At 71.8% G+C, this 17,916-nt stretch carries 16 protein-coding genes; 8 read left to right on the plus strand and 8 right to left on the minus strand.

All coding sequences use genetic code 11. The annotated features are described in order from the left end of the window. The first annotated feature begins 52 nt into the window (after window positions 1-52). Complete coding sequence (locus AB0E90_RS32035; protein ID WP_360414285.1) at window positions 53-379, plus strand: hypothetical protein; 327 nt, start codon at window positions 53-55, stop codon at window positions 377-379. On the opposite strand, the gene AB0E90_RS32040 is transcribed toward AB0E90_RS32035, so the two are convergent. Genes AB0E90_RS32040 through AB0E90_RS32055 form a run of 4 tightly spaced genes read right to left on the minus strand, consistent with a single transcriptional unit; the run spans window position 376 to window position 5,618 of the window. Then, window positions 376-1,131 carry a hypothetical protein gene (locus AB0E90_RS32040; protein ID WP_360414288.1) on the minus strand — a complete coding sequence of 252 codons (756 nt, stop codon included), beginning with the start codon at window positions 1,129-1,131 and terminating at the stop codon, window positions 376-378. The two genes, AB0E90_RS32035 and AB0E90_RS32040, sit on opposite strands and share 4 nt — an antisense overlap. Further along, window positions 1,118-3,661, minus strand: a complete 2,544-nt coding sequence (locus AB0E90_RS32045) for an FtsK/SpoIIIE domain-containing protein (RefSeq protein WP_360414695.1) — start codon at window positions 3,659-3,661, stop codon at window positions 1,118-1,120. The genes AB0E90_RS32040 and AB0E90_RS32045 overlap by 14 nt, the downstream gene beginning before the upstream one ends. Window positions 3,662-3,669: 8 nt before the next feature. Next, complete coding sequence (locus AB0E90_RS32050) at window positions 3,670-5,007, minus strand: hypothetical protein (protein WP_360414291.1); 1,338 nt, start codon at window positions 5,005-5,007, stop codon at window positions 3,670-3,672. Then, a complete protein-coding gene (locus tag AB0E90_RS32055; protein ID WP_360414294.1) occupies window positions 5,004-5,618 on the minus strand; it encodes a DUF4126 domain-containing protein in 615 nt (204 codons plus the stop codon). The genes AB0E90_RS32050 and AB0E90_RS32055 overlap by 4 nt, the downstream gene beginning before the upstream one ends. Before the next feature lie 63 nt (window positions 5,619-5,681). Between AB0E90_RS32055 and nucS the strand changes: the two genes are divergently transcribed. Continuing rightward, window positions 5,682-6,341, plus strand: a complete 660-nt coding sequence (gene nucS / locus AB0E90_RS32060) for an endonuclease NucS (protein WP_360414297.1) — start codon at window positions 5,682-5,684, stop codon at window positions 6,339-6,341. Here the strand turns inward: nucS and AB0E90_RS32065 are convergent. Beyond that, entirely contained in the window at window positions 6,338-6,619 is a 282-nt protein-coding gene (locus AB0E90_RS32065; RefSeq protein ID WP_360414300.1) for a hypothetical protein, read from the minus strand. The genes nucS and AB0E90_RS32065 overlap by 4 nt on opposite strands. A 162-nt stretch (window positions 6,620-6,781) precedes the next feature. Here AB0E90_RS32065 and AB0E90_RS32070 point away from each other — a divergent pair, with 162 nt between their 5' ends. Genes AB0E90_RS32070 through AB0E90_RS32090 form a run of 5 tightly spaced genes read left to right on the plus strand, consistent with a single transcriptional unit; the run spans window position 6,782 to window position 13,818 of the window. Then, complete coding sequence (locus AB0E90_RS32070) at window positions 6,782-8,788, plus strand: hypothetical protein (protein ID WP_360414303.1); 2,007 nt, start codon at window positions 6,782-6,784, stop codon at window positions 8,786-8,788. Beyond that, window positions 8,785-11,634: an ATP-binding protein gene (locus AB0E90_RS32075; RefSeq protein WP_360414306.1), complete on the plus strand. Its 2,850-nt coding sequence runs from the start codon at window positions 8,785-8,787 to the stop codon at window positions 11,632-11,634. The genes AB0E90_RS32070 and AB0E90_RS32075 overlap by 4 nt, the downstream gene beginning before the upstream one ends. Then, a complete protein-coding gene (locus AB0E90_RS32080; RefSeq protein WP_360414309.1) occupies window positions 11,627-11,929 on the plus strand; it encodes a hypothetical protein in 303 nt (100 codons plus the stop codon). The genes AB0E90_RS32075 and AB0E90_RS32080 overlap by 8 nt, the downstream gene beginning before the upstream one ends. A gap of 6 nt (window positions 11,930-11,935) precedes the next feature. Then, complete coding sequence (locus tag AB0E90_RS32085; RefSeq protein ID WP_360414312.1) at window positions 11,936-13,594, plus strand: hypothetical protein; 1,659 nt, start codon at window positions 11,936-11,938, stop codon at window positions 13,592-13,594. 5 nt (window positions 13,595-13,599) lie between these two features. Next, complete coding sequence (locus AB0E90_RS32090; RefSeq protein WP_360414315.1) at window positions 13,600-13,818, plus strand: hypothetical protein; 219 nt, start codon at window positions 13,600-13,602, stop codon at window positions 13,816-13,818. A gap of 1 nt (window position 13,819) precedes the next feature. On the opposite strand, the gene AB0E90_RS32095 is transcribed toward AB0E90_RS32090, so the two are convergent. The 3 genes from AB0E90_RS32095 to AB0E90_RS32105 all read right to left on the minus strand — a co-directional run bounded on the left by AB0E90_RS32095 (window position 13,820) and on the right by AB0E90_RS32105 (window position 17,525). Beyond that, window positions 13,820-15,322 carry a DUF6297 family protein gene (locus tag AB0E90_RS32095; protein ID WP_360414318.1) on the minus strand — a complete coding sequence of 501 codons (1,503 nt, stop codon included), beginning with the start codon at window positions 15,320-15,322 and terminating at the stop codon, window positions 13,820-13,822. Between the two features lie 64 nt (window positions 15,323-15,386). Next, the gene (locus AB0E90_RS32100; RefSeq protein ID WP_360414321.1) at window positions 15,387-16,022 is read right to left on the minus strand and encodes an ABC transporter ATP-binding protein; all 636 of its coding nucleotides are present in this window, start codon (window positions 16,020-16,022) and stop codon (window positions 15,387-15,389) included. A 9-nt stretch (window positions 16,023-16,031) separates the two neighbouring features. Beyond that, the gene (locus AB0E90_RS32105; RefSeq protein WP_360414324.1) at window positions 16,032-17,525 is read right to left on the minus strand and encodes an aldehyde dehydrogenase family protein; all 1,494 of its coding nucleotides are present in this window, start codon (window positions 17,523-17,525) and stop codon (window positions 16,032-16,034) included. Between the two features lie 106 nt (window positions 17,526-17,631). Here AB0E90_RS32105 and AB0E90_RS32110 point away from each other — a divergent pair, with 106 nt between their 5' ends. Beyond that, window positions 17,632-17,913, plus strand: coding sequence for a hypothetical protein (locus AB0E90_RS32110; RefSeq protein ID WP_360414697.1), 282 nt, complete (start codon window positions 17,632-17,634; stop codon window positions 17,911-17,913). Window positions 17,914-17,916 lie beyond the last annotated feature (3 nt).

Below are 17,916 nucleotides of genomic sequence, written 5' to 3' on the forward strand. Positions count from 1 at the left end.
CGGTTTTACCACTACGATTTACCCGATTTTTCCGACCAAAAAGGGCGGCGGGATGACACGCGCACCGGATCCGGAAGAGATGCAATGGGCGATGGCGGAAGCGAGCCGGCAAGCCCTGTCCGTGGCGTCCGGCTGGTTCCGGGCCTGGCCGACGGCCGACGAGAAGTGGTCGGCGGTCAACGTCCGGGCCGCCACTCAGGTGATCGTCAACCACAGCCGTGAGGACGACCGCAACCCGGACAGCTGGACGGTCCGCGCCCTCTTCGGCAGCCACGCGGTGGAGCTGCACCTCGGCCCGTACGAGACCAAGGTCCACGCCGTGCTGGTGGCCCACGCCGTGCTGAGCCTGGCCTATCGCGAAAGCCCGGTCCCGGCCTAGCGGGTCGCGGCGAACGCCAGGGACAGGAACGTCGCCGCGATCATGCCGCCGAGCAGGGTCAGGCCGACGCCGCCGATGTCGAGCCGGGCCTGCAGCCGCCGGTGTGCGACCAGTGCCACCGCCGGCACCCCGGCCGACGGCGCCGCCAGGAACGTGATCCACCCGAGCACACGCAGCATCGGGCCGCCCCACACACCCGTACTCCCGAAAGTCACCAGGCCGGAGGCCACCAGGCCGGCCAGTGTCGCGCCCAGCGCGCCCAGCAGCGGCAGCAGCGGCAGCGCCCAGCGCGGCAGCGCGCGCCGGCCGACCGGCCGGATCGTCCCGTCGATCCGCTCGGCCACCCGGGCCAGCAGCACCCGGGGTGAGTCCGTCCCGGCCGGCGCGACGTCCATCGCATCCGGTGGGTTGCGTGGCAGCGCGACCCGCGGCAGGACCTCCACCGCTACGGGTTCCGGCACCTCGCCGAGCGCTCGCGCGCCGATGCCCCGAGCCCGGCGCAACTGGTCCCAGAGCCGGGCCGCCTCCCGGTCGACGTCCAGCACCTGAGCCGCCGCCGTGCCCGCCCATCGGTCCGCCGACTGCGCGTCGCCCTCGGCCCGGGCCAGCTCGCCGGCCGCCTGCGCGGCGCTGTCCTGGTAGGCCTGCTCGGCCCCGCCGACCTCGGCCTCGCGCCGCCGGGTCGCCTCGGCGAGAGCGCTGACCATCAGCTGGTAGTCGCGGCCGAAGGGGTGCCGGTCACGTGTGGTCACTGTTCACCTCGTACGGGATGATCACTTCAGGGGTCCGGTGCACCGCGCGGTCGAAGAACAGCGCCCGGCGGTTGCGCGGGTACCAGGCGGGCCCGCCCGGCTGGGGATAGAGCGGCGTGAGATCGGCGCCCTGCACGTCGAGGGCTACCCACGCGCCGATCGGGTCGAGCCGGGCGCCCATGCCACCGAGGCTGTCGCGCAGCCGGGCCACCGACCGCCACCAGCCGAGCACGTGGGTGCGCTGCTCGGGGCCGTCGGTGAGCAGCCGCCGCAGGGCGGCGGGGTCGTTCCCGGCATCGAGGGCATAGCCGAGCACGTAGTGCGGGATGTCCAGGAGCGGCAGGTCGGCCACGCTGTCGTACCACTCGGCCGAGGGCAGCTCGGCGACCAGCCGGGCGGCCGCGCGCCCGGCATCTTGGTCGAGACAGACGACGCTGAAGTGCGCCGGTCCCTGCGCGGCCAGCGAGAGCGCGGCCGCGGCGAGCACGTCGCACGCCTCGTCGGTGCGGGTGCCGAGCACCGCGAGGTTGCGGCCGGGCATCCGGCCGAGCCGCAGGCGGGCGGGGCGGGCGGCGACGTCGATGCGCTCGCCGAGGACGGCGCCGGGGGAGGAGCCGACCGGCGTGCCGGCGTCCGGCACCGGCCCGGCGGGGCGACAGGACGGCGGCAGCCGCGGTACGGCGTCGCCGTCGAACAACCGCGGCTCCTCGCACCCGTCCGGCCGCATCCGCCAGAGCCGGCGCTGCAGAGTGCGCCAGACATGCCGGTCGCCGGCGTCCGGCAGCCGGACGATGAGGTTGGCCCCGGCCGTGCCGGACTCGGTGTTGACCACCGCGTGGTGCCGCGGGATCACAGCCGCGGCCAGGTTGTTGTCGGCCAGGATGCGCCGCGCCTTCGGCAGCGCGATCCGGAGGGTGAACTGGCCGATCAGCCCGGAGCGCCCCCACAGCGCCTCGATCCCGGAGACGTCCTGGGAGGCGAGGATCAGGTGGATGCCCTGCGAGCGGCCGCGGCGGGCCAGGTCCTCGAGCAGGGCCACGGCCTCGTCGGCGACCGCGTCCCGGCCGCCGAGCAGCACCTGGAACTCGTCGATCACCGCCACGATCCGGGGCCACGTGCCGGTCGGGTCCTCGGCGCGCAGCTCGGCCAGCTTCGAGGCGTCCACCCGTTTCGCGGCCTGGGCCCGGGTGCGCAGCTCCTCGCCGAGGTGGCGCAGCATGGCGAGGCCGAACTCCCGGTCGCCGTTGACGTTGATCCCGGCCAGCCGCACCTGGGGCAGCCAGCTCGGGTCGCGCGGTCCCGGCACGAACCGGGCGAAGGACACGCCTTCCTTGAAGTCGAGCAGGTAGAGCGCCAGCTCGGCCGGCCCGTAACGGGTGGCCAGGCCGGCCAGCCAGGAGTAGATGAGGTTGGTCTTGCCGGAGCCGGACGGGCCGCCGATCAGCGCGTGCGGCGGGTCGTCGCCGAGCGGCACGTCGATGAGGCTGCCGTCGGTGCTGTCCCCGATCGGGGCGATCAGCTCGTGCGCCGACGACTCGGCCCAGATCGCGGCCGGCTCCAGATCGGCGAGCTGGGCCGGCGGCGGTCCGGCCCGCATGCGCTCGGCGGTCGCCCGGCAGAACGCGGTGACCCGCTCGGCGGGCGGCGGCTCGTCGAGCCGGATCTCCAGGTCGCCGGTGACGTCGCAGGTGGCGGTCTGCTCCCGCAGGTGCACCCGAACCACCGTGGGATGGTCGGTCAGGCGCAGGCCGCGGGCGATCAGGTGCACGCCGCAGGCCACCCCGGTGCGGGCGATCCGGTCGAGCTGGGCCCGTTGCTCCTTGCCGAGGTCGTCGCGATCGGCGAGCAGCACGACGAGCCGCCAGGGGTCGGAGCGGGGCGCGACCGTCTCGTGCGCCCGGCAGATGTGTTCCACGACCTCGTCGAGCATTGCGTCCAGGCCGCCGGGGCCGACGAACGAGACGCCGAGCGGGGCGAACGCGGCGAGAGTGCCGCCGAGCGCCTCCGGGTCGTAGACGGTGAGCTCGACGTCGCCCGGCCGGGTGCTGCCCAGCGCGCGCAGCAGCAGCCCGGTGATCACGCCGTCGGCGATCCCGGCCGGCCCGTCGAGGTCGAGGTGGGCGGCGTCGAGCAGCGGGACGAGGGCGGGCAGCGGAGTGCTCTCGTCGAGGCTGAGCGTGCCGATCCGCAGCAGTCCGGGGCTGCTCCCGCGCTCGGGTTCGCTGGGCGCCCAGAGCCGCCAGGGCGCCCCGGCCGCCCCGGTGGCGCTCAGCGCGGCGAGCCGGCGGACGTTCCCGGCCAGCTTCGCGGTCTCGTACTGATAGCGGCGCTGGATGTCGCGCCGGGTGGTGTCGCGGGCTTCGGCGAGCTGGTTCAGGCAGGTGCTGTACGCGTCGCGGACCAGCCGGCGCCGGGTCTGTGCCTCACCGCGCGCCGTCTCGGCTGCGGCCAGCACCGCCCGCGCCGCACCGCGCGCCTCGGCCAGCTCCTGCCGGACGGCCGCGACGAGCGCGTTGCGGTAGCTCACGATGGGGCATTTTACCCATTTCGGTCCGAAGATAGAGATTTTGTGCTGCGTGTCGTCAGCCAGCGCGGATCGGCGTTGGTCAGCTCGTCCCACAGCCGGCGCGCCACGATCGAGGCGCCTTCGCGCTGCCAGCGCCGCAGTTTTCGCCGGGGAACGTAGCGGCGGATCCAGTCGAGCGCCTGGCGGGCCTCCCGGTCGAGCCCGTCGGTGCGGTGCCGCCGCTCGTACGGATTGAGGCCCAGCACCATGCAGAAATGCAGCGCGATGTAATGCCGCCACTCGTCCGAGGTGGCGAACGACCCGGCCGGGCGCAGCCGGTCGACCCGCTCGGCCAGCACCACCCGCAGCTCGGCCGCCCGGGCCAGCGGCCGCTCCTGGTCCACGGCCGGCAGGTCGGTGAGCGGACTGCGCATCAACCGGCCCAGATCGCCGTAGTTGTCCAGCGCCTGCCGGGTGAACCGGAGGAAATCCTGTTCCCGGGTCGCGATCAGCCGATGCCGAGGCCGGCGCCGGGGCAGCGCCTCGGCGAGCAGCAGCAGGGTGCTGCGGTCCTGCCGCAACCGCTCGTCGCCACGAAACGCCAGCCGGTCGAGCAGCCGGCGCAGCGGCCCGATCAGGGCGACCCCGGTCATCACCAGCGCGACCAGCGTGAACTGCAACAACGTCACGGTCGCCGAGTCGGCGGCCCGGATCGAGAAGATCGTCGGGAGGCCGACCACGACGGTGGCCAGCGCCGCCGCGGTGATCGAGCGGATCAGGTCGGCCCGCAACCGCTCGCCCACCTGCAGCGCGTTCTCCACCGCCACCAGGAAGCCGAGCATCATCAGGTCGAGCCCGATCGCGGCGATCACCAGCCAGGGCGAGCCGAGATCGATCGGCAGCAGCAGCGCCACCAGACCGACCCCGTAGAGCGTGGCGGCCACGGTGAGCGCGGCCGGCACCATCGGCGGCTGCACCTGATCACGGAACCGCCAGAGCAACACCAGGCCACCGGCCAGCGGCGCGAGCGAGACCAGCCGCCCGGCCGGCGGCAGCGCCACCACCATGGCCAGGAAGAACACCGAGAGAACCAGCCAGCCGATGTCGATCTGGCGACGCTCCGGCAGGGTGCGCGGCAGCAGGGCCACGGCTGCGCCGGCCCAGAACAACGCCGGCACGCAGAGCAGGATCTGAGCGAGCGGCGAATCCGGCCACGCGGTCCGGACCACAACCCCGATGGCGTACGCCGTGAGCGCCGCCGCCGACCGCACCAGCGCGCCCCGCGCCGGGTCCCGCCCGATCAGGCAGCAGGCGGCCCACCAGGTGAGGGCGAAGAGAGGCACGGCGAGGGCGGGCACCAAAGCAGTCAACCAAACAATTGTGTGGCGCCGGAAGCGGCCAGAGCTCTCTTCCGCCGGCGCCGGCGCACCACCGCGACCCCGGCCCAGACCAGCGACGCGATTCCGATCAGGACCAACACCGGCATCAGCACCGCGAGCAGCGACATCAGCACGCTGCCGATGTCTTCGGCGGTGCTGGCCACCGGGGCCCCGAATCCGCCGGTGCTCACGTTGACCACCGGCCGCGCGGCCGCCTTGAATCCATGCACGCACAGTGCGATCAGGACACCGGCCGCGACCGGCACCCACTGGTGTGAGGAGAAGAACGAGCCCGGGTCGCTCACCGTCACCGTCTGTGCCGTCGAGCCGGCGCCGAACGCCAGCCCGCCCGCGGTCGGCCGCACGACGGTCTGCACCACGTCGTTGAGGTGGTCGACCACCGGCACCTTGTCCGCCACCATCTCGACCGCCAGCAACACGCCGAGGATGACCAGCACCCAGCCGTTGGACAGCCAGGACCAGCCGCTGGGAAGGTCGATCAGGTCGGAGAACCGAGCCAGCAGGCCCATCACGAGCAAGGGGATGTAGGCATTCAAACCGGCGGATGCCGCCAGGCCGGTTCCGGTCAGCGCTTCGAGCACAGATCCAGCATGGCACCCGCACGCTCGTGCGGAGATCGGCGACGGGTCCGCTACTGTCGTCCGGTGCGCCTGGTCATCGCGAAATGCTCCGTCGACTATGTCGGCCGGTTGTCCGCCCACCTGCCACCGGCCACCCGGCTGCTGATGGTGAAGGCCGACGGCTCGGTCTCCATCCACGCCGACGACCGCGCCTACAAACCGCTGAACTGGATGAGCCCGCCCTGCAAGCTGCAGGAGGCACCGGGCGTCTGGAAGGTGGTGAACAAGGCCGGCGAGGAGCTCCGGATCACTCTCGAGGAGATCTTCCAGGACACCTCGTACGAGCTGGGTGTCGACCCGGGCCTGCAGAAGGACGGCGTCGAGGCGCACCTGCAGGAGCTGCTGGCCGCCCACCCGGAGACCTTCGGCGAGGGCTTCACCCTGGTCCGCCGCGAGTTCATGACCGCGATCGGCCCGGTCGACCTGCTCTGCAAGAACGCCGACGGCGGCTCGGTGGCGATCGAGGTGAAGCGCCGCGGCGACATCGACGGCGTGGAGCAGCTGACCCGTTACCTCGAACTGATGAACCGCGACCCGCTGCTGGCCCCGGTGACCGGCGTCTTCGTGGCCCAGGAGATCAAGCCGCAGGCCCGCGTGCTGGCCACCGACCGGGGCATCCGGTGCGTGGTCGTCGACTACGACAAGCTGCGCGGCATGGAACGCGACGAGCTCACGCTTTTCTAGCGGTTCGGCACGACGCCCGTTCCCCCGCAAGTGGGACAAATCTTCGCGGGCGCGTGTCGGTCCTCGAAGCCGTCACCGACGAAGTTCAGAGTGCGTTCGGGCTCCTGATTGATCCAGCCGGTGCCGCGGCACTGCAGGCAGCGCGGTTGCGGCCGGGCGCGATCCCAGGTCGGACGGCGCCGGCGGAGGAAGAAGCGGGTTTCGCCGACCGTGTTGAGGAGCGCCGCGACCACGCCGGCGATCAGCAGCAGGACAATCAGCAGCAACAACCACTTCACGGCTTTTCTCCCCCCAGCCGCACCGCAACGGTCACCGTTCGGACAGGCGGGTTCATCGATCGACCAGAAACGTACACCCTAGATGTACGTTGTCTTCTCAACACGCTCAGTGGTGGGCTCCAATGAACACTAACCCTCGCCAGCCCGGAAGGCCCCGCGCCGATGACGGACGTCGTGCCCCAGTCCAGTCCACTCCCGATGCTCGCCACGCCCGGTGAGCGTCTCGGTTGGATCTTCAACGACCGGAATCTCTACCGGCGGAAGTTCATGGAAACGCCACCTCAGCCCGCCCCGGTGCCCGGTCATCTCCTCGACCGGCTCAACCGCGCGCAGCGGGGCCTGACCAAGCGGATCCTGATCTCGCTCGGCGCCGGCGTGGGCCTCGCCTTCGTGATCGGCTGCTGCGGCGGCATCGCCTCCTCGCAAAGCAGCGGCGGCGGCGCGGCGGTGGGACTCTTCGCGTTCATCGCCCTGGCCGCCGGGGTCGCCGGCGCCATCTTCTTCGGCGTCCAGCCGACCATGGCGAAAAACGCCATCCAGGCCGCCCAGCAGGAGACCCAGGGGCAGTACGCGGCGCAGTTCGCCGACTGGGACAACCGTCGTCAGTGGTTCGAGCACCAGCAACAGCAGTCGGTCGACGCGATGACCGAGTGGGCCGCGGCGACCCCGTCGCCCGGCACCCGCCGCGTCGACATCATCGGCGGCACGACGTACGGCTGGGAGGCCGTGCTCACCATCTTCGGCGGCTCGCTGCTGGCCACCCGCGGTCACATGACGCTGGTCGACTTCACCGGCGAGGCGCTGTGCGGTGAGCTGATGGACCTCGCCGCGATGACCAACCGCTCGGTGCAGGAGCTGCGGCTGCCGTCCGAGCTGGCCCGCTTCGACCTGGTCGCCGGCCTGGAACCGACCGAACTGGTGGATTGCCTGGTCGAGGCGATGTACGGCGACGCCCAGGGCGCGAACCGGGCCGAGCGCCACCAGGACGGCCTGCTGCTGCGCGAGATCTGCGAGATCCTCGCCCCGACCATCACGATGGCCCGGCTGCTCGCCGCGCTGCGGGTGCTCACCGACCGGCCGGTGCAGGCAGCGCTCACCGCCGACGAGAGCGGCCGGCTGCTCGACCTGCAGCCCGACGAGAGCCGTCGGCAGATGCACGCGCACCTGCGCCGGATCGAGGCGTTCCTGCAGCCGCTGGAGTCGATGGGCCTGGAGTCGTCCACTCCCGACCTCAACGATCTGACCTGCCTGATCGCCGACGGCGAGGGCGGCAACGCGCAGAACGAGCTGCTCAAGGACCTGATCGTGCAGTGGCTGGCCCGGCAGGTGCGGCGCGAGTCGGCGCCGATGGGCTCGCTGGTGCTGCTCGGCGCGGACGAGGTCAACCACCGTTCGATCGAGAAGCTCAGCACCCTGTGCGAGCGCCGCGGCGTACGCCTGGTGCTGTTCTTCGGCCACCTGCGCGAGGAGTCGCTGCACACCATCGGCGGCGGTGAGGTCGCGCTGATGCGGCTCGGCAACCACCAGGAGGCCAACCAGGCCGCGGAATACATCGGCAAGGGCCACAAGTTCGTGCTCAGCCAGCTCACCCGCACGCTCGGCGGCAACGAGACACACACGCTGGCCGACACGATCGGCGAGTCCGAGACGCACGGCGGCAACTCCGGCAAGAGCTACAGCAGCCACGGCCGGACCACGTCGTACGGGACCAACTGGAGCAAGACCCGCAACTGGAGCCAGACCGAGTCGACGGCCAACGGCACCAACTGGAGCGACGCCAGCTCGGTCCAGCGGGTTTATGAGTACGCCCTCGAGCCGCGCGTGCTCCAGGACCTCCCGGAGTACGCGATGATCCTGGTCAAGGGCCAGGGCCGGGGCTCGGTGATCCAGGCGGTCGAGGTCGACCCGGCGATCATCACGCTGCCCCGGGTCTCGATGGGCCCGCTCGACCTGCCGCCGCTGCCCGACCCCACCGAGGCGGTCATCCCGGCCACCCGCCAGCCCAGCCAGGTCACCGTCTCCCAGCCGCAGCCGCTGGCCGCGCACGAGGCCAACCCGCAGACCGCGGCCGGCCCGTCGCTGCCGGGCTGGGGCCAGGCACCGGTCGGCCAGCCGCAACCGCAGTACCCACAACAGCCCTACCAGGGCCCCTGGGGCGGCCAGCAGTGACCGGTGCGGCCGACCTGCTGGCCGGGCTGCCGGCCCGGCGGGTGCTCGAGCTGCCCCGCCGGCCGCCCTCGGCCCGCGACGACCAAGGCGCCGACGCCGGCCGCCGGCAGCGCTTGGCCGGCATCGTGTCGGCCTACCACGGCCAGGCGAGCCTGCTGCTCGGCTGGCACCGCCGGTCGGCCGGGCAGCCGGTCGAGGTGTTCGCGTCCGGCGGGGTGGCCGGGGAGACGGATGCCCACGGCCGAGTCCCGTTGTCGTTGCCGCCGGGCGCGCTGGGTCACCCGTACCCGTCAAATGATCTTTTGTCGGCTCTGCGGGCCGTGCCGCACTGGACCCGGGTGGCCGGCCTGACCGACGGATTGCTCGCCGACGACCCGACTCTGCGCGACGAGGATCCGCGGCCGACGCTCGACGAATGCCTGCTGCACGTCTGGCACGCCGGGTTCGCCTGGTTCGTGCTGGCCGAGCCGGTGCCGCAGGCCGAGGTGCTGGAGACCGCTCGGCAGGTGGCCCTGGAGGAGCGCCAGGCCCAGTCGAAGGCGCAGTCGCCGGAACACGCGATCGCCGCGGCCCGGCTCCAGCGCCGCCACCGCGAACTCCAGCAGGGCCGCTCGACCGGCATGTGGCGGGTGCACCTGCTGGCCGGCGGCGAAACGGCGCAGGCGGCCCAGGCGGTGGCCGGGCTGGTCTGCGCCTCGGCCGATCTCGGCAAGCAGCCCTACGCCCTGGTCCCGACCGGCATCGTGGGCGACCTCGACAAGGTGCTGGCGCTCGACGAGGTGCCCGACTCGCCGGTGCTGGCCGGCTCGCCGCTGCTCGCCTCGCTCGCGGTCGCCCCGACCGACGAGGTCCCCGGCCTGCGCTACGTCATGCGTTCCGACTTCGACGTGACACCGGAGACCGCCGACAGCGGGCCCGGCGCGTTGACCGCCGGATCGGTGCTCGACCGGACCGACACCGCGGTCGGCACGATGGAGTTGCCGCGCGGCAGCCTCAACCGGCACACCTTCGTCTGCGGCGCTACCGGCTCCGGCAAGTCGCAGACCGTCCGCCACCTGCTCGAATCGGCAAGCGCGCAGCGTCTGCCGTGGCTCGTCGTCGAGCCGGCCAAGGCCGAGTACCGGCAGATGGCCGACCGGATCGGCTCGGAAAACGTGATCACGATCCGGCCCGGCGACCCGTTTGCGCCGCCGGCCGGCTTCAATCCGCTGCAACCGGCGGCCGGCTTCCCGCTGCAGACCCACCTCGACCTGACCCGATCGCTGTTCCTCGCCGCATTCGAGGCCGAAGAACCCTTCCCGCAGGTGCTGGCCGCGGCCCTGACCCGCTGCTACGAGGAGCTGGGCTGGGACCTCGCGCTCGGCGAGCCGCGGACGGCCGGCCATCGGCCGCGCTACCCCACGCTGGGCGACCTGCAGCGCGTCGCCGAGCTGGTGGTCGACCAGATCGGCTACGGCAAGGAGATCACCGACAACGTCCGCGGCTTCATCAAGGTGCGCCTGTCCAGCCTGCGCCTGGGCACGACCGGCCGGTTCTTCGACGGCGGCCATCCGCTGGACTTCGCGGAACTGATGCGGCGCAACGTCGTCTTCGAGATCGAAGACGTGGGCGACGACCGGGACAAGGCGTTCCTCATGGGCGGCCTGCTCATCCAGCTGACCGAGCATCTGCGGGTGGAGACCCGGGAGCACCCGGAGCGGCTGGAGCTGGGCCTGCGGCACCTGAGCGTCTTCGAGGAGGCGCACCGGCTGCTGCGCCGCACCGAGCAACCCGGACCGGCGGCCCATGCGGTCGAGCTGTTCGCCTCTCTCCTCGCGGAGATCCGCGCGTACGGCGAAGGTCTGATCATCGCCGAGCAGATCCCGAGCAAGCTCGTGCCCGACGTCATCAAGAACACCGCGGTGAAGTTCATGCACCGCCTGCCCGCCGCCGACGATCGCGAGGCGGTCGGCGCGACGGTCAACCTGACCGACCGGCAGTCCGAATTCCTGGTCACTCTGCCGCCGGGCACGGCGGCCACCTTCGCCGACGGCATGGACCGGCCCGTTCTGGTACGCATGCCGGACGGCTCCAAGCGCGAACGAGGCGGCCGCACCCCGACCGCCGAGGTCGCCCCGATCATCGGCCGGCGCAGCTCGACCTGCGGCGCCTCGTGCCTGGCCGACGCGTGCACGCTGCGCACCATCCGCACCGCCCAGCGGATCATCGAGGACCACCCGTGGCTCCCGCTGTTCACCGAGGCGCTGGTCGTCGCCCACCTGACCGGCAAGCCGCGCCCGCTCCTCTGGGACGAGCACCGCGCCTTCCTCAACCGCCTCGACCCCCGCGACCTCGACTGCACGCTGTCCCAAGCGGTCGAGGCGGCGGTCGGCACCCGCTCGGCCGCGCTCGGCACCGGCACCGACCCGTTCGCGCTGGCCGCGCACGTGGTGGCGACGCTGCGGACGGGCTGCCCGGTCGAGGAGCCGGAGTTCGTGGCACCGGCGTACCGCTGCGGTCCGGTCCTTGATTTTCTGCTCGCCCAACCGCAGGAGGCAGCGGCCGATCCCGGCGTGGCCGACTGGGGCCGGGCAGCAGGCCGCGACATCGCCGGCGACACCATCGCCGAGCAGCTCGACTGGGTGCGATTCTGGATGGGCGTCGACCTCGCCGGTCCGGACGCCCGCGGACGCATCGTGTTCGGCGCCGAGATGCCCTCGGCATTCGAGCGGGCGGCCGGATCCACCAGGGACTCGCCGGCCTGGGCCAACCGGCTGGCCATCGCGGTGACCGAGACGTTCCGCACCGGCGGAGACTGGATCCAGGAACTCTTCGTTGCCGGCCCGAGGGAGGACACGAATGTCTGAGCTTCAGCCCGAAGGCGACAAGCCGAAGCCGCCGCCCAGGGACAACAACCCACCCAAGCCCGACCCGGAAGTCCAGAAAAAGACGTCCGACCTGCACAAGCTGAAGGAATCGCAGCAGGCGCCCGTGCTCGAAGGATCCGCGTCCGGCCAGCGAAACCGGCCGGAGCCGGTCGACCCGGCCGCCGACAAGAAGAAGGCCGGCTCGGACGAGTCGTCTCAACCGCCCAAGGAGAAGGCGACGCCACCGCCGATCGGGCGAGAGATCGGGTTGGACCCGCCGGGGTATCGACGATGAGTCCTCATGGCCGACACCCCTAATCGGACGGACACCCCGCCTCCGCTGCCGAATCCGCCGGAATCGGTCAAGCCGAGTCCGGAGATGCAGCAGAAGCTGGACACCTTCCGCGCCCAGAAGGAAGCGAAACAGGACGCCGGCCAGCTGGTCGACCATCGCGAGAAGAAGGCCGAGAACATGGCCGCCCGCGTCGCACAGCAGCCACCGCGCGCCGAGAACGCCCAGCGCGCGGAGGCCGGCCGACAGCCACAGCGTGCGGAAAACGCCCAGCGTGTTGAGCCCGGTAGCCAGCCGCCGCGTGCGGAAAACGCCCAGCGCGCGGAGGCCGGTAGGCAGCCGGCGCGTGCGGAAAACGCTGCGCAGAACCCGCAGCGGGCCGAGAACGCGCAGCGGGTGGGGGCGCCTCAGCAGCGGGCCGGAGAGAATGTCCGGCCGAACGAGACCGGGCGGAACGGGTCCTCGCCGGAGTCACCGGGATTGCGGCCGTCGCCGGAGTTCCAGCAGAAGCTGGACGACTTCCGTGCGCAGAAGGAGGCCCGGCAGGACGCCGGACTACAGGTCGATCATCGCGAGAAGAAGGCTGAGAACCAGGCCGCGCGCGAGGCCTCTCGCAATGCGCCCGCGGGCGAGCAGACGCAGCGCAAGGACCCGGCGCCGCCGCCGCAGCAGCGCGCCGGCGAGGGCACGAAGCCCACCGAGACCGCCGACCGGAACAATTCCGGCGAACCGACTGGCTTGAAACCGAGCCCGGAGTCCCAGCAGAAACTCGACGACTTCCGCGCGGACAAGGAAGCCAGGCAGGACGCCGGCGAGGCCGTGGACCACCGCGAGAAGAAGGCCGAGAACGCCGCCGCCCGAGCCGACAACGACCCCGCCCGCAAGGCCGACACGGCGGCCCTCAAGCCGCCCGAAATCAAGGCACCGGAGGCCAAGGCGCCGGAGGCCAAGGCGCCTGAGACCAAGGCGTCTGAGACCAAGGCGCCTGAGGTTAAAACGCCCGAGGCCAAGGCGCCCGTGACGAGCACGCCTGAAACGAAGGCGGCTGAGACGAAGACTGCGACCGCAAGCGATCAGGGCGGGGCGTCCTCCGGCGACACTCCACTGCAGGGACCGCCGACCGCGGGCGATGACCGGCAGGTCTACACCCCCAAGCACCTGGACCCCTCGGCGGAGCTTCGGCGCGAGGCCGACTCGGGCGGGCGTCTGTATGGCGAGCACTTCCGTCATGACGCCGGCTCGGGGTCGGGGCCTTGGTTCGATGAGGGGTTCAACCATCGTGAGGGCGGGGCCGTCAAGCAGATCACCGACGGGTCGTGTGTGTCGGCGGCGGGGGAGATGTTGTCGGAAGGGAGGTTTCCGCAGGAGCGGCTTCTTGCGCAGCTCGGTGACTGGTCCAATCCGTCGGCATTGAGCAATGAGATGAACGAGCGGGACGGCGGCGGATGGAAGAGCGGCTATTTCGCCTCTCCGGAGGATGCCGTGCGCAAAGCGGAGGACGGGCCGATGGCGGCGGTCGCTCAGGTGCCCGGTGGAGGCCACATGGTGATGCTTGAGCCTCGCGGCGACGGGACATTCACCGTGCGGGACCCTTATGACGGCGGCTCCTACGACGTGAACAGCCAATGGATCGAGAAATATGTATCGGCGGGAGTGTGGCAGGAGTGAGCGCGGTGCGGATCAGTCAGATCACGGCGGTCGGCGACGACGCCTACGAGGTGGCTTTCGAGGGCGCGGTCGATCCGTCGACCATCCGGTGCACCGTCGACCTGTCCGGCTCGGTGCCGAGCGTCCAGCCGAAGCCGGACCTGTTCATGACCGGCGACTATGGCGACCCGCGCCCGATCATGGCGGCCGTCCTGGCCCTGCACCGGGCCCGCCAGGTGGGGTGAGTCAGCGCAGCGCGTGCAGTTCGACGCGGTCGGGGGACGTGGTGCCGGCCAGGTAGGCGCGTGCGCCGAGGCCGCCGACCACCGCCTGGACCAGGACCGTCAGCCAGGACAGGTGGTTCCACTGGGCTATTTCGACCAGGGCGGGCAGGCCCAGCAGCAGGGCGTCGGGGCCGATTGCCGCGTTGACCAGCGGGCCGGTGGAGACCGTGCCCATCGGGGTGTCCAGGGGCAGCAGCTCGTTGCGGACGAAGCCGACCCTCGCGCGCCGCACCGTCGCCACCGCGCCCACCGGGCCCAGGGCCAGGCCGAGCGCCCACCACGGGCCGGGCGGCAGGTTGCCCAGCACCGAGAGCAGGCTCAGGGTCAGTGCCGACCACAGGGCGGCCAGGGCGCCGGGCACCCACATGCGCTGAAGGACGGCGGTGCGGGAGCTCAGGCCGAGGATGCGCAGCAGCACCGGGTTGCCGGCGTCGGTCTTTACGTTGCCGGCGGCGGTCGCGCCGGCCAGCATGGCGCCGATCAGCACGGCCACGCCGATCAGCCAGTGTGGCGCGTGTTCGAGCAGCAGCGGCAGGGCGGCCGCCAGCACCAGCCAGAGTAGGCGGCTCCGGCGCCGGGCCACCAGCAGGAGGTCCTGGCCGACCAGCAGGGGCACTCGGGTCGGCAGCCGCATCGAGCGCAGTTTCCGGTGTGTCCAGTAGCGCCGCTCGATCATGTCGGTCAGGAAGGACGGCTCCATCCCGAACGCCGAGTCGAAGAGGGTTCCGGCGGTTTTGGCGGCTTCGAGGATGCGTTCGTTGGGGGTGCGGGCCAAACCGCGTACGGCCAGCGCGAAGAGCACCGCCACGACCAGCGCGACCGCACCGGTCAGCGGAAGCAGCAACCTGGCTGTCGGCCACCCCGTGGCCGCCGGCGAATGGTTGCCGGTGGCGTCGGCCACCAGGCCGGCCAGGCCGGCCGCGAGCAGCAGCGAGACCACCGCGTCGAGTCGATCGCCCCAGCGGCCGCCTGCCTGGGCGGCCAGTGCGATCAGCAGCAGCACCACGCCCAGCAGGGCGGCGCCGCTGGCCAGCAGGCCGACCTGTTCGCCGCCGAGGGTGCGTGGCGCGCCGTGGCCGAGGATCGCCAGGCCGGTAAGCGTGCCGATGATCGCCGCCACCAGGGCGGTGAGCCGGAGTGACGGCAGCAGCAGGCGGCGGCGGCTGACCGGGGCGGGGAGCAGCCAGGATGCGGCGGGGCGGCTCAGCGCGAGCGGGCCGAAGCGGCGCAAGGCCAGATAGAGCAGGCCGAACAGCACCGGGATCAGGGACGCGGCGGCGAGGCCGGAGGCGTTCGGGTGGGTCGGCCAGAAGACCACCGCGAGCTGTTTGTGCAGCATGCCGCCGACTACGGCGATGAACAGCACGGTGAAGTAGATGTTGCCGGCGGTGGCCCCGCGCTCGCGGTGCGCCGACTGACGCCGCAGGATCCAGCGGCGGACGGGGGCCAGAGGGACGGCGGTCACGCCGAGCCCCTCCTTCGCATGCCCTCGCCTGCGGCCTGAGCGTGCAGCTCACGGAGGTGCCGGGTCATGCGCTCAGCGATTCCATCGTCGTCAGCTCCGCGCCCGAGGCCGTCGCGAACGCCTCGTCGTGGCTGGCCATCAGCAGTGAGCCGCCGCCTTTGACGTACTCGACCAGCAGGGCCGCCACCTCGGCCCGGCCGTCGGGGTCGAGGCGCTGCTCGGGCTCGTCGAGGATCAGCAGGGAGCTGGGCCGCAGCAGCGACACCGCGAGGGTGAGGCGCTGCTTCTGGCCGGAGGAGAGCGACGGCGGGATCGCGTCGGCGTGCCCGGCCAGGCCGAACCGCTCGAGCGCCTCGTCGACGCCCAGCTCGTCGGCGTCCTGGCCGTGGGCGCGGCAGACCAGTTCGGCGTGCTCGCGGACGGTCAGACCCGGGTACCACGTGGGTGGCTCGACGGTGGTGACCACCGCCCGCCAGAACTCGGGGGTGGCGCCGGGCGGGTCGCCGAAGACCAGGATCTCGCCCTCGTCCGGCTGCTGGAGGCTGCTCACGCAGCGCAGCAGGGTCGACTTGCCGATGCCGTTCTCGCCGGTGACGCAGACGCCCCGGCCGGCCGGCACGATCAACGACACGTCGACCAGCACCGGCGTGGAGCCGTAGCTGACGTGCAGGCCTTTTACCTTGACGGCGGGGTGATCCACCCGCTCAGCTTAGGACCGCCGTCCGTAGAGCAGACGCACGGCCTTCACGATCTGCCTGACCTGGGCCGGAGTGCGCTCGAAGGTCATCGACGGCAGCAGCGACCGGGCCCGCCGGACGGTGATCGACTTGGCCCGGGCGAACTCGCGCAGCCCGTCCTCGCCGTGGATGCGGCCGAAGCCGGAGTCGCCGACGCCGCCGAACGGCAGGTTGCCCATGCCGACGAAGGTGAGCGTCCCGTTGACGGCCACCATGCCGGAGCGCAGCCGACGGGCGATGCGGACCGCGTTGCGTTTGCCGAAAACGGCGCCACCCAGCCCGTACGGCGTGTCATTGGCCAGCCGGATCGCCTCGTCGGCGTCGGCCACCCTGGTGACGGTCAGGGTCGGCCCGAACGTCTCGTCGCGGATCTCGCTGGAGTCGGCGGGCACATCAACGAGCACGGTCGGCGAAACATACGGCGGCTGTACGGCGTCAGCGCCGCCCAGCACCGCCCGGCCGCCCTTGGCCAGCGCGTCGTCGATGTGCTCGCGGATGATGTCGATCTGCCGCGGCATGGTGATCGGGCCGATCTCCTCGCCGGTGCGCAGCTTGCCGGCCTTGGCGACGATCTGCTCGACCAGCCGGTCGTAGACGGGGGCCACCGCGTACACCCGCTCGATGCCGACGCAGGTCTGGCCGGCGTTGGTCATGCTGCCCCAGACGGCCGCCTCGGCGGCCGCGGGGATGTCCGCGTCCGCGTCGACGATCAGCGCGTCCTTGCCGCCCGCCTCGATCACCACCGGGATCAGGTTTTCCGCGCAGGCGGCCATCACCTTCTTGGCGGTGGCGGTCGAGCCGACGAATGCCATCTTGTTGGCGCCGGAGCGGCACAGCGCGGCGCCGACGTCACCGAGGCCGTGCACCGCCTGCATGACCGGCTGCTCGGGCACCACCTCGGCGAACGTGTCGACCAGCCATTGGCCGACGATCGGGGTGTACTCGCTGGGCTTGAAGATGACCGCGTTGCCGGCGGCCAGCGCCCCACTGATCGGGCCGACCGGCGTGAAGATCGGGTAGTTCCACGGGCCGATCACGCCGACCACCCCGTACGGCTGGTATTCCAGGTGGCCGGAGTGCTCGGCGAGCAGCAGGCGGGTGCGCATCTTGCGCGGGCCGAGAACGCGCTTGGCGTTGCGGGCCGCCCAGTCGAGGTGCTCGACGGCGGCGACCGCTTCCATGATCGCGTCGGCGGTCGGCTTGCCGGTCTCCAGGCTGGTGACCTGGGCCAGTTCGTCGATGCGCTGGACGATCAGCGAGCGCCAGCGCAGCAGGCGGTCCTTGCGGCCATCCCACCCGAGGGCCTGCCACCAGAGGCCGGCTTCCCGGGCGCGTTCGACGGCCACCACGACGGCCTTGTCGTCGGCAACCGGCACACGGCCGGCCTCGTCACCGGTGGCGGGGTTTGTCGAGATCAGCACGCCGTCTTCGAGCACCGGCACACCGGGAACGTGAGTAGCCGTCATGTCGGGAGTCTATGACGCAGGTTACTCGCGGGTCACTACGTACTCTTGAAAAGTGAGTCCCCGCCGTAACCGCCCTCGCCGCCCCGAGGGAAGCACCCCCGATGACCTGACCGACGAGCGCGTCCGGAAGGGCATTCACGGCGTCCAGCAGTGGCAGGACGGGGAATGGATGGTGCGGTCGATCTTCGGCGGGGCGGCCACCAAGACGTACCGGTGCCCGGGGTGCATGCACGAGATCCGGCCGGGCGTGGCGCACATCGTGGCCTGGCCGATCGACGGCCGCGGCGACGAGACCGACCGCCGGCACTGGCACACCGGCTGCTGGAAAGCACGTGACCGGCGCAGCCCGGATGTGGAGCGCTCGCGCAACGCCCCAAGGTATGGGTAAAGA

This window comes from Actinoplanes sp. NPDC026619, assembly GCF_040638295.1.
In the GTDB taxonomy this organism is placed as follows: Bacteria; Actinomycetota; Actinomycetes; order Mycobacteriales; family Micromonosporaceae; genus Actinoplanes.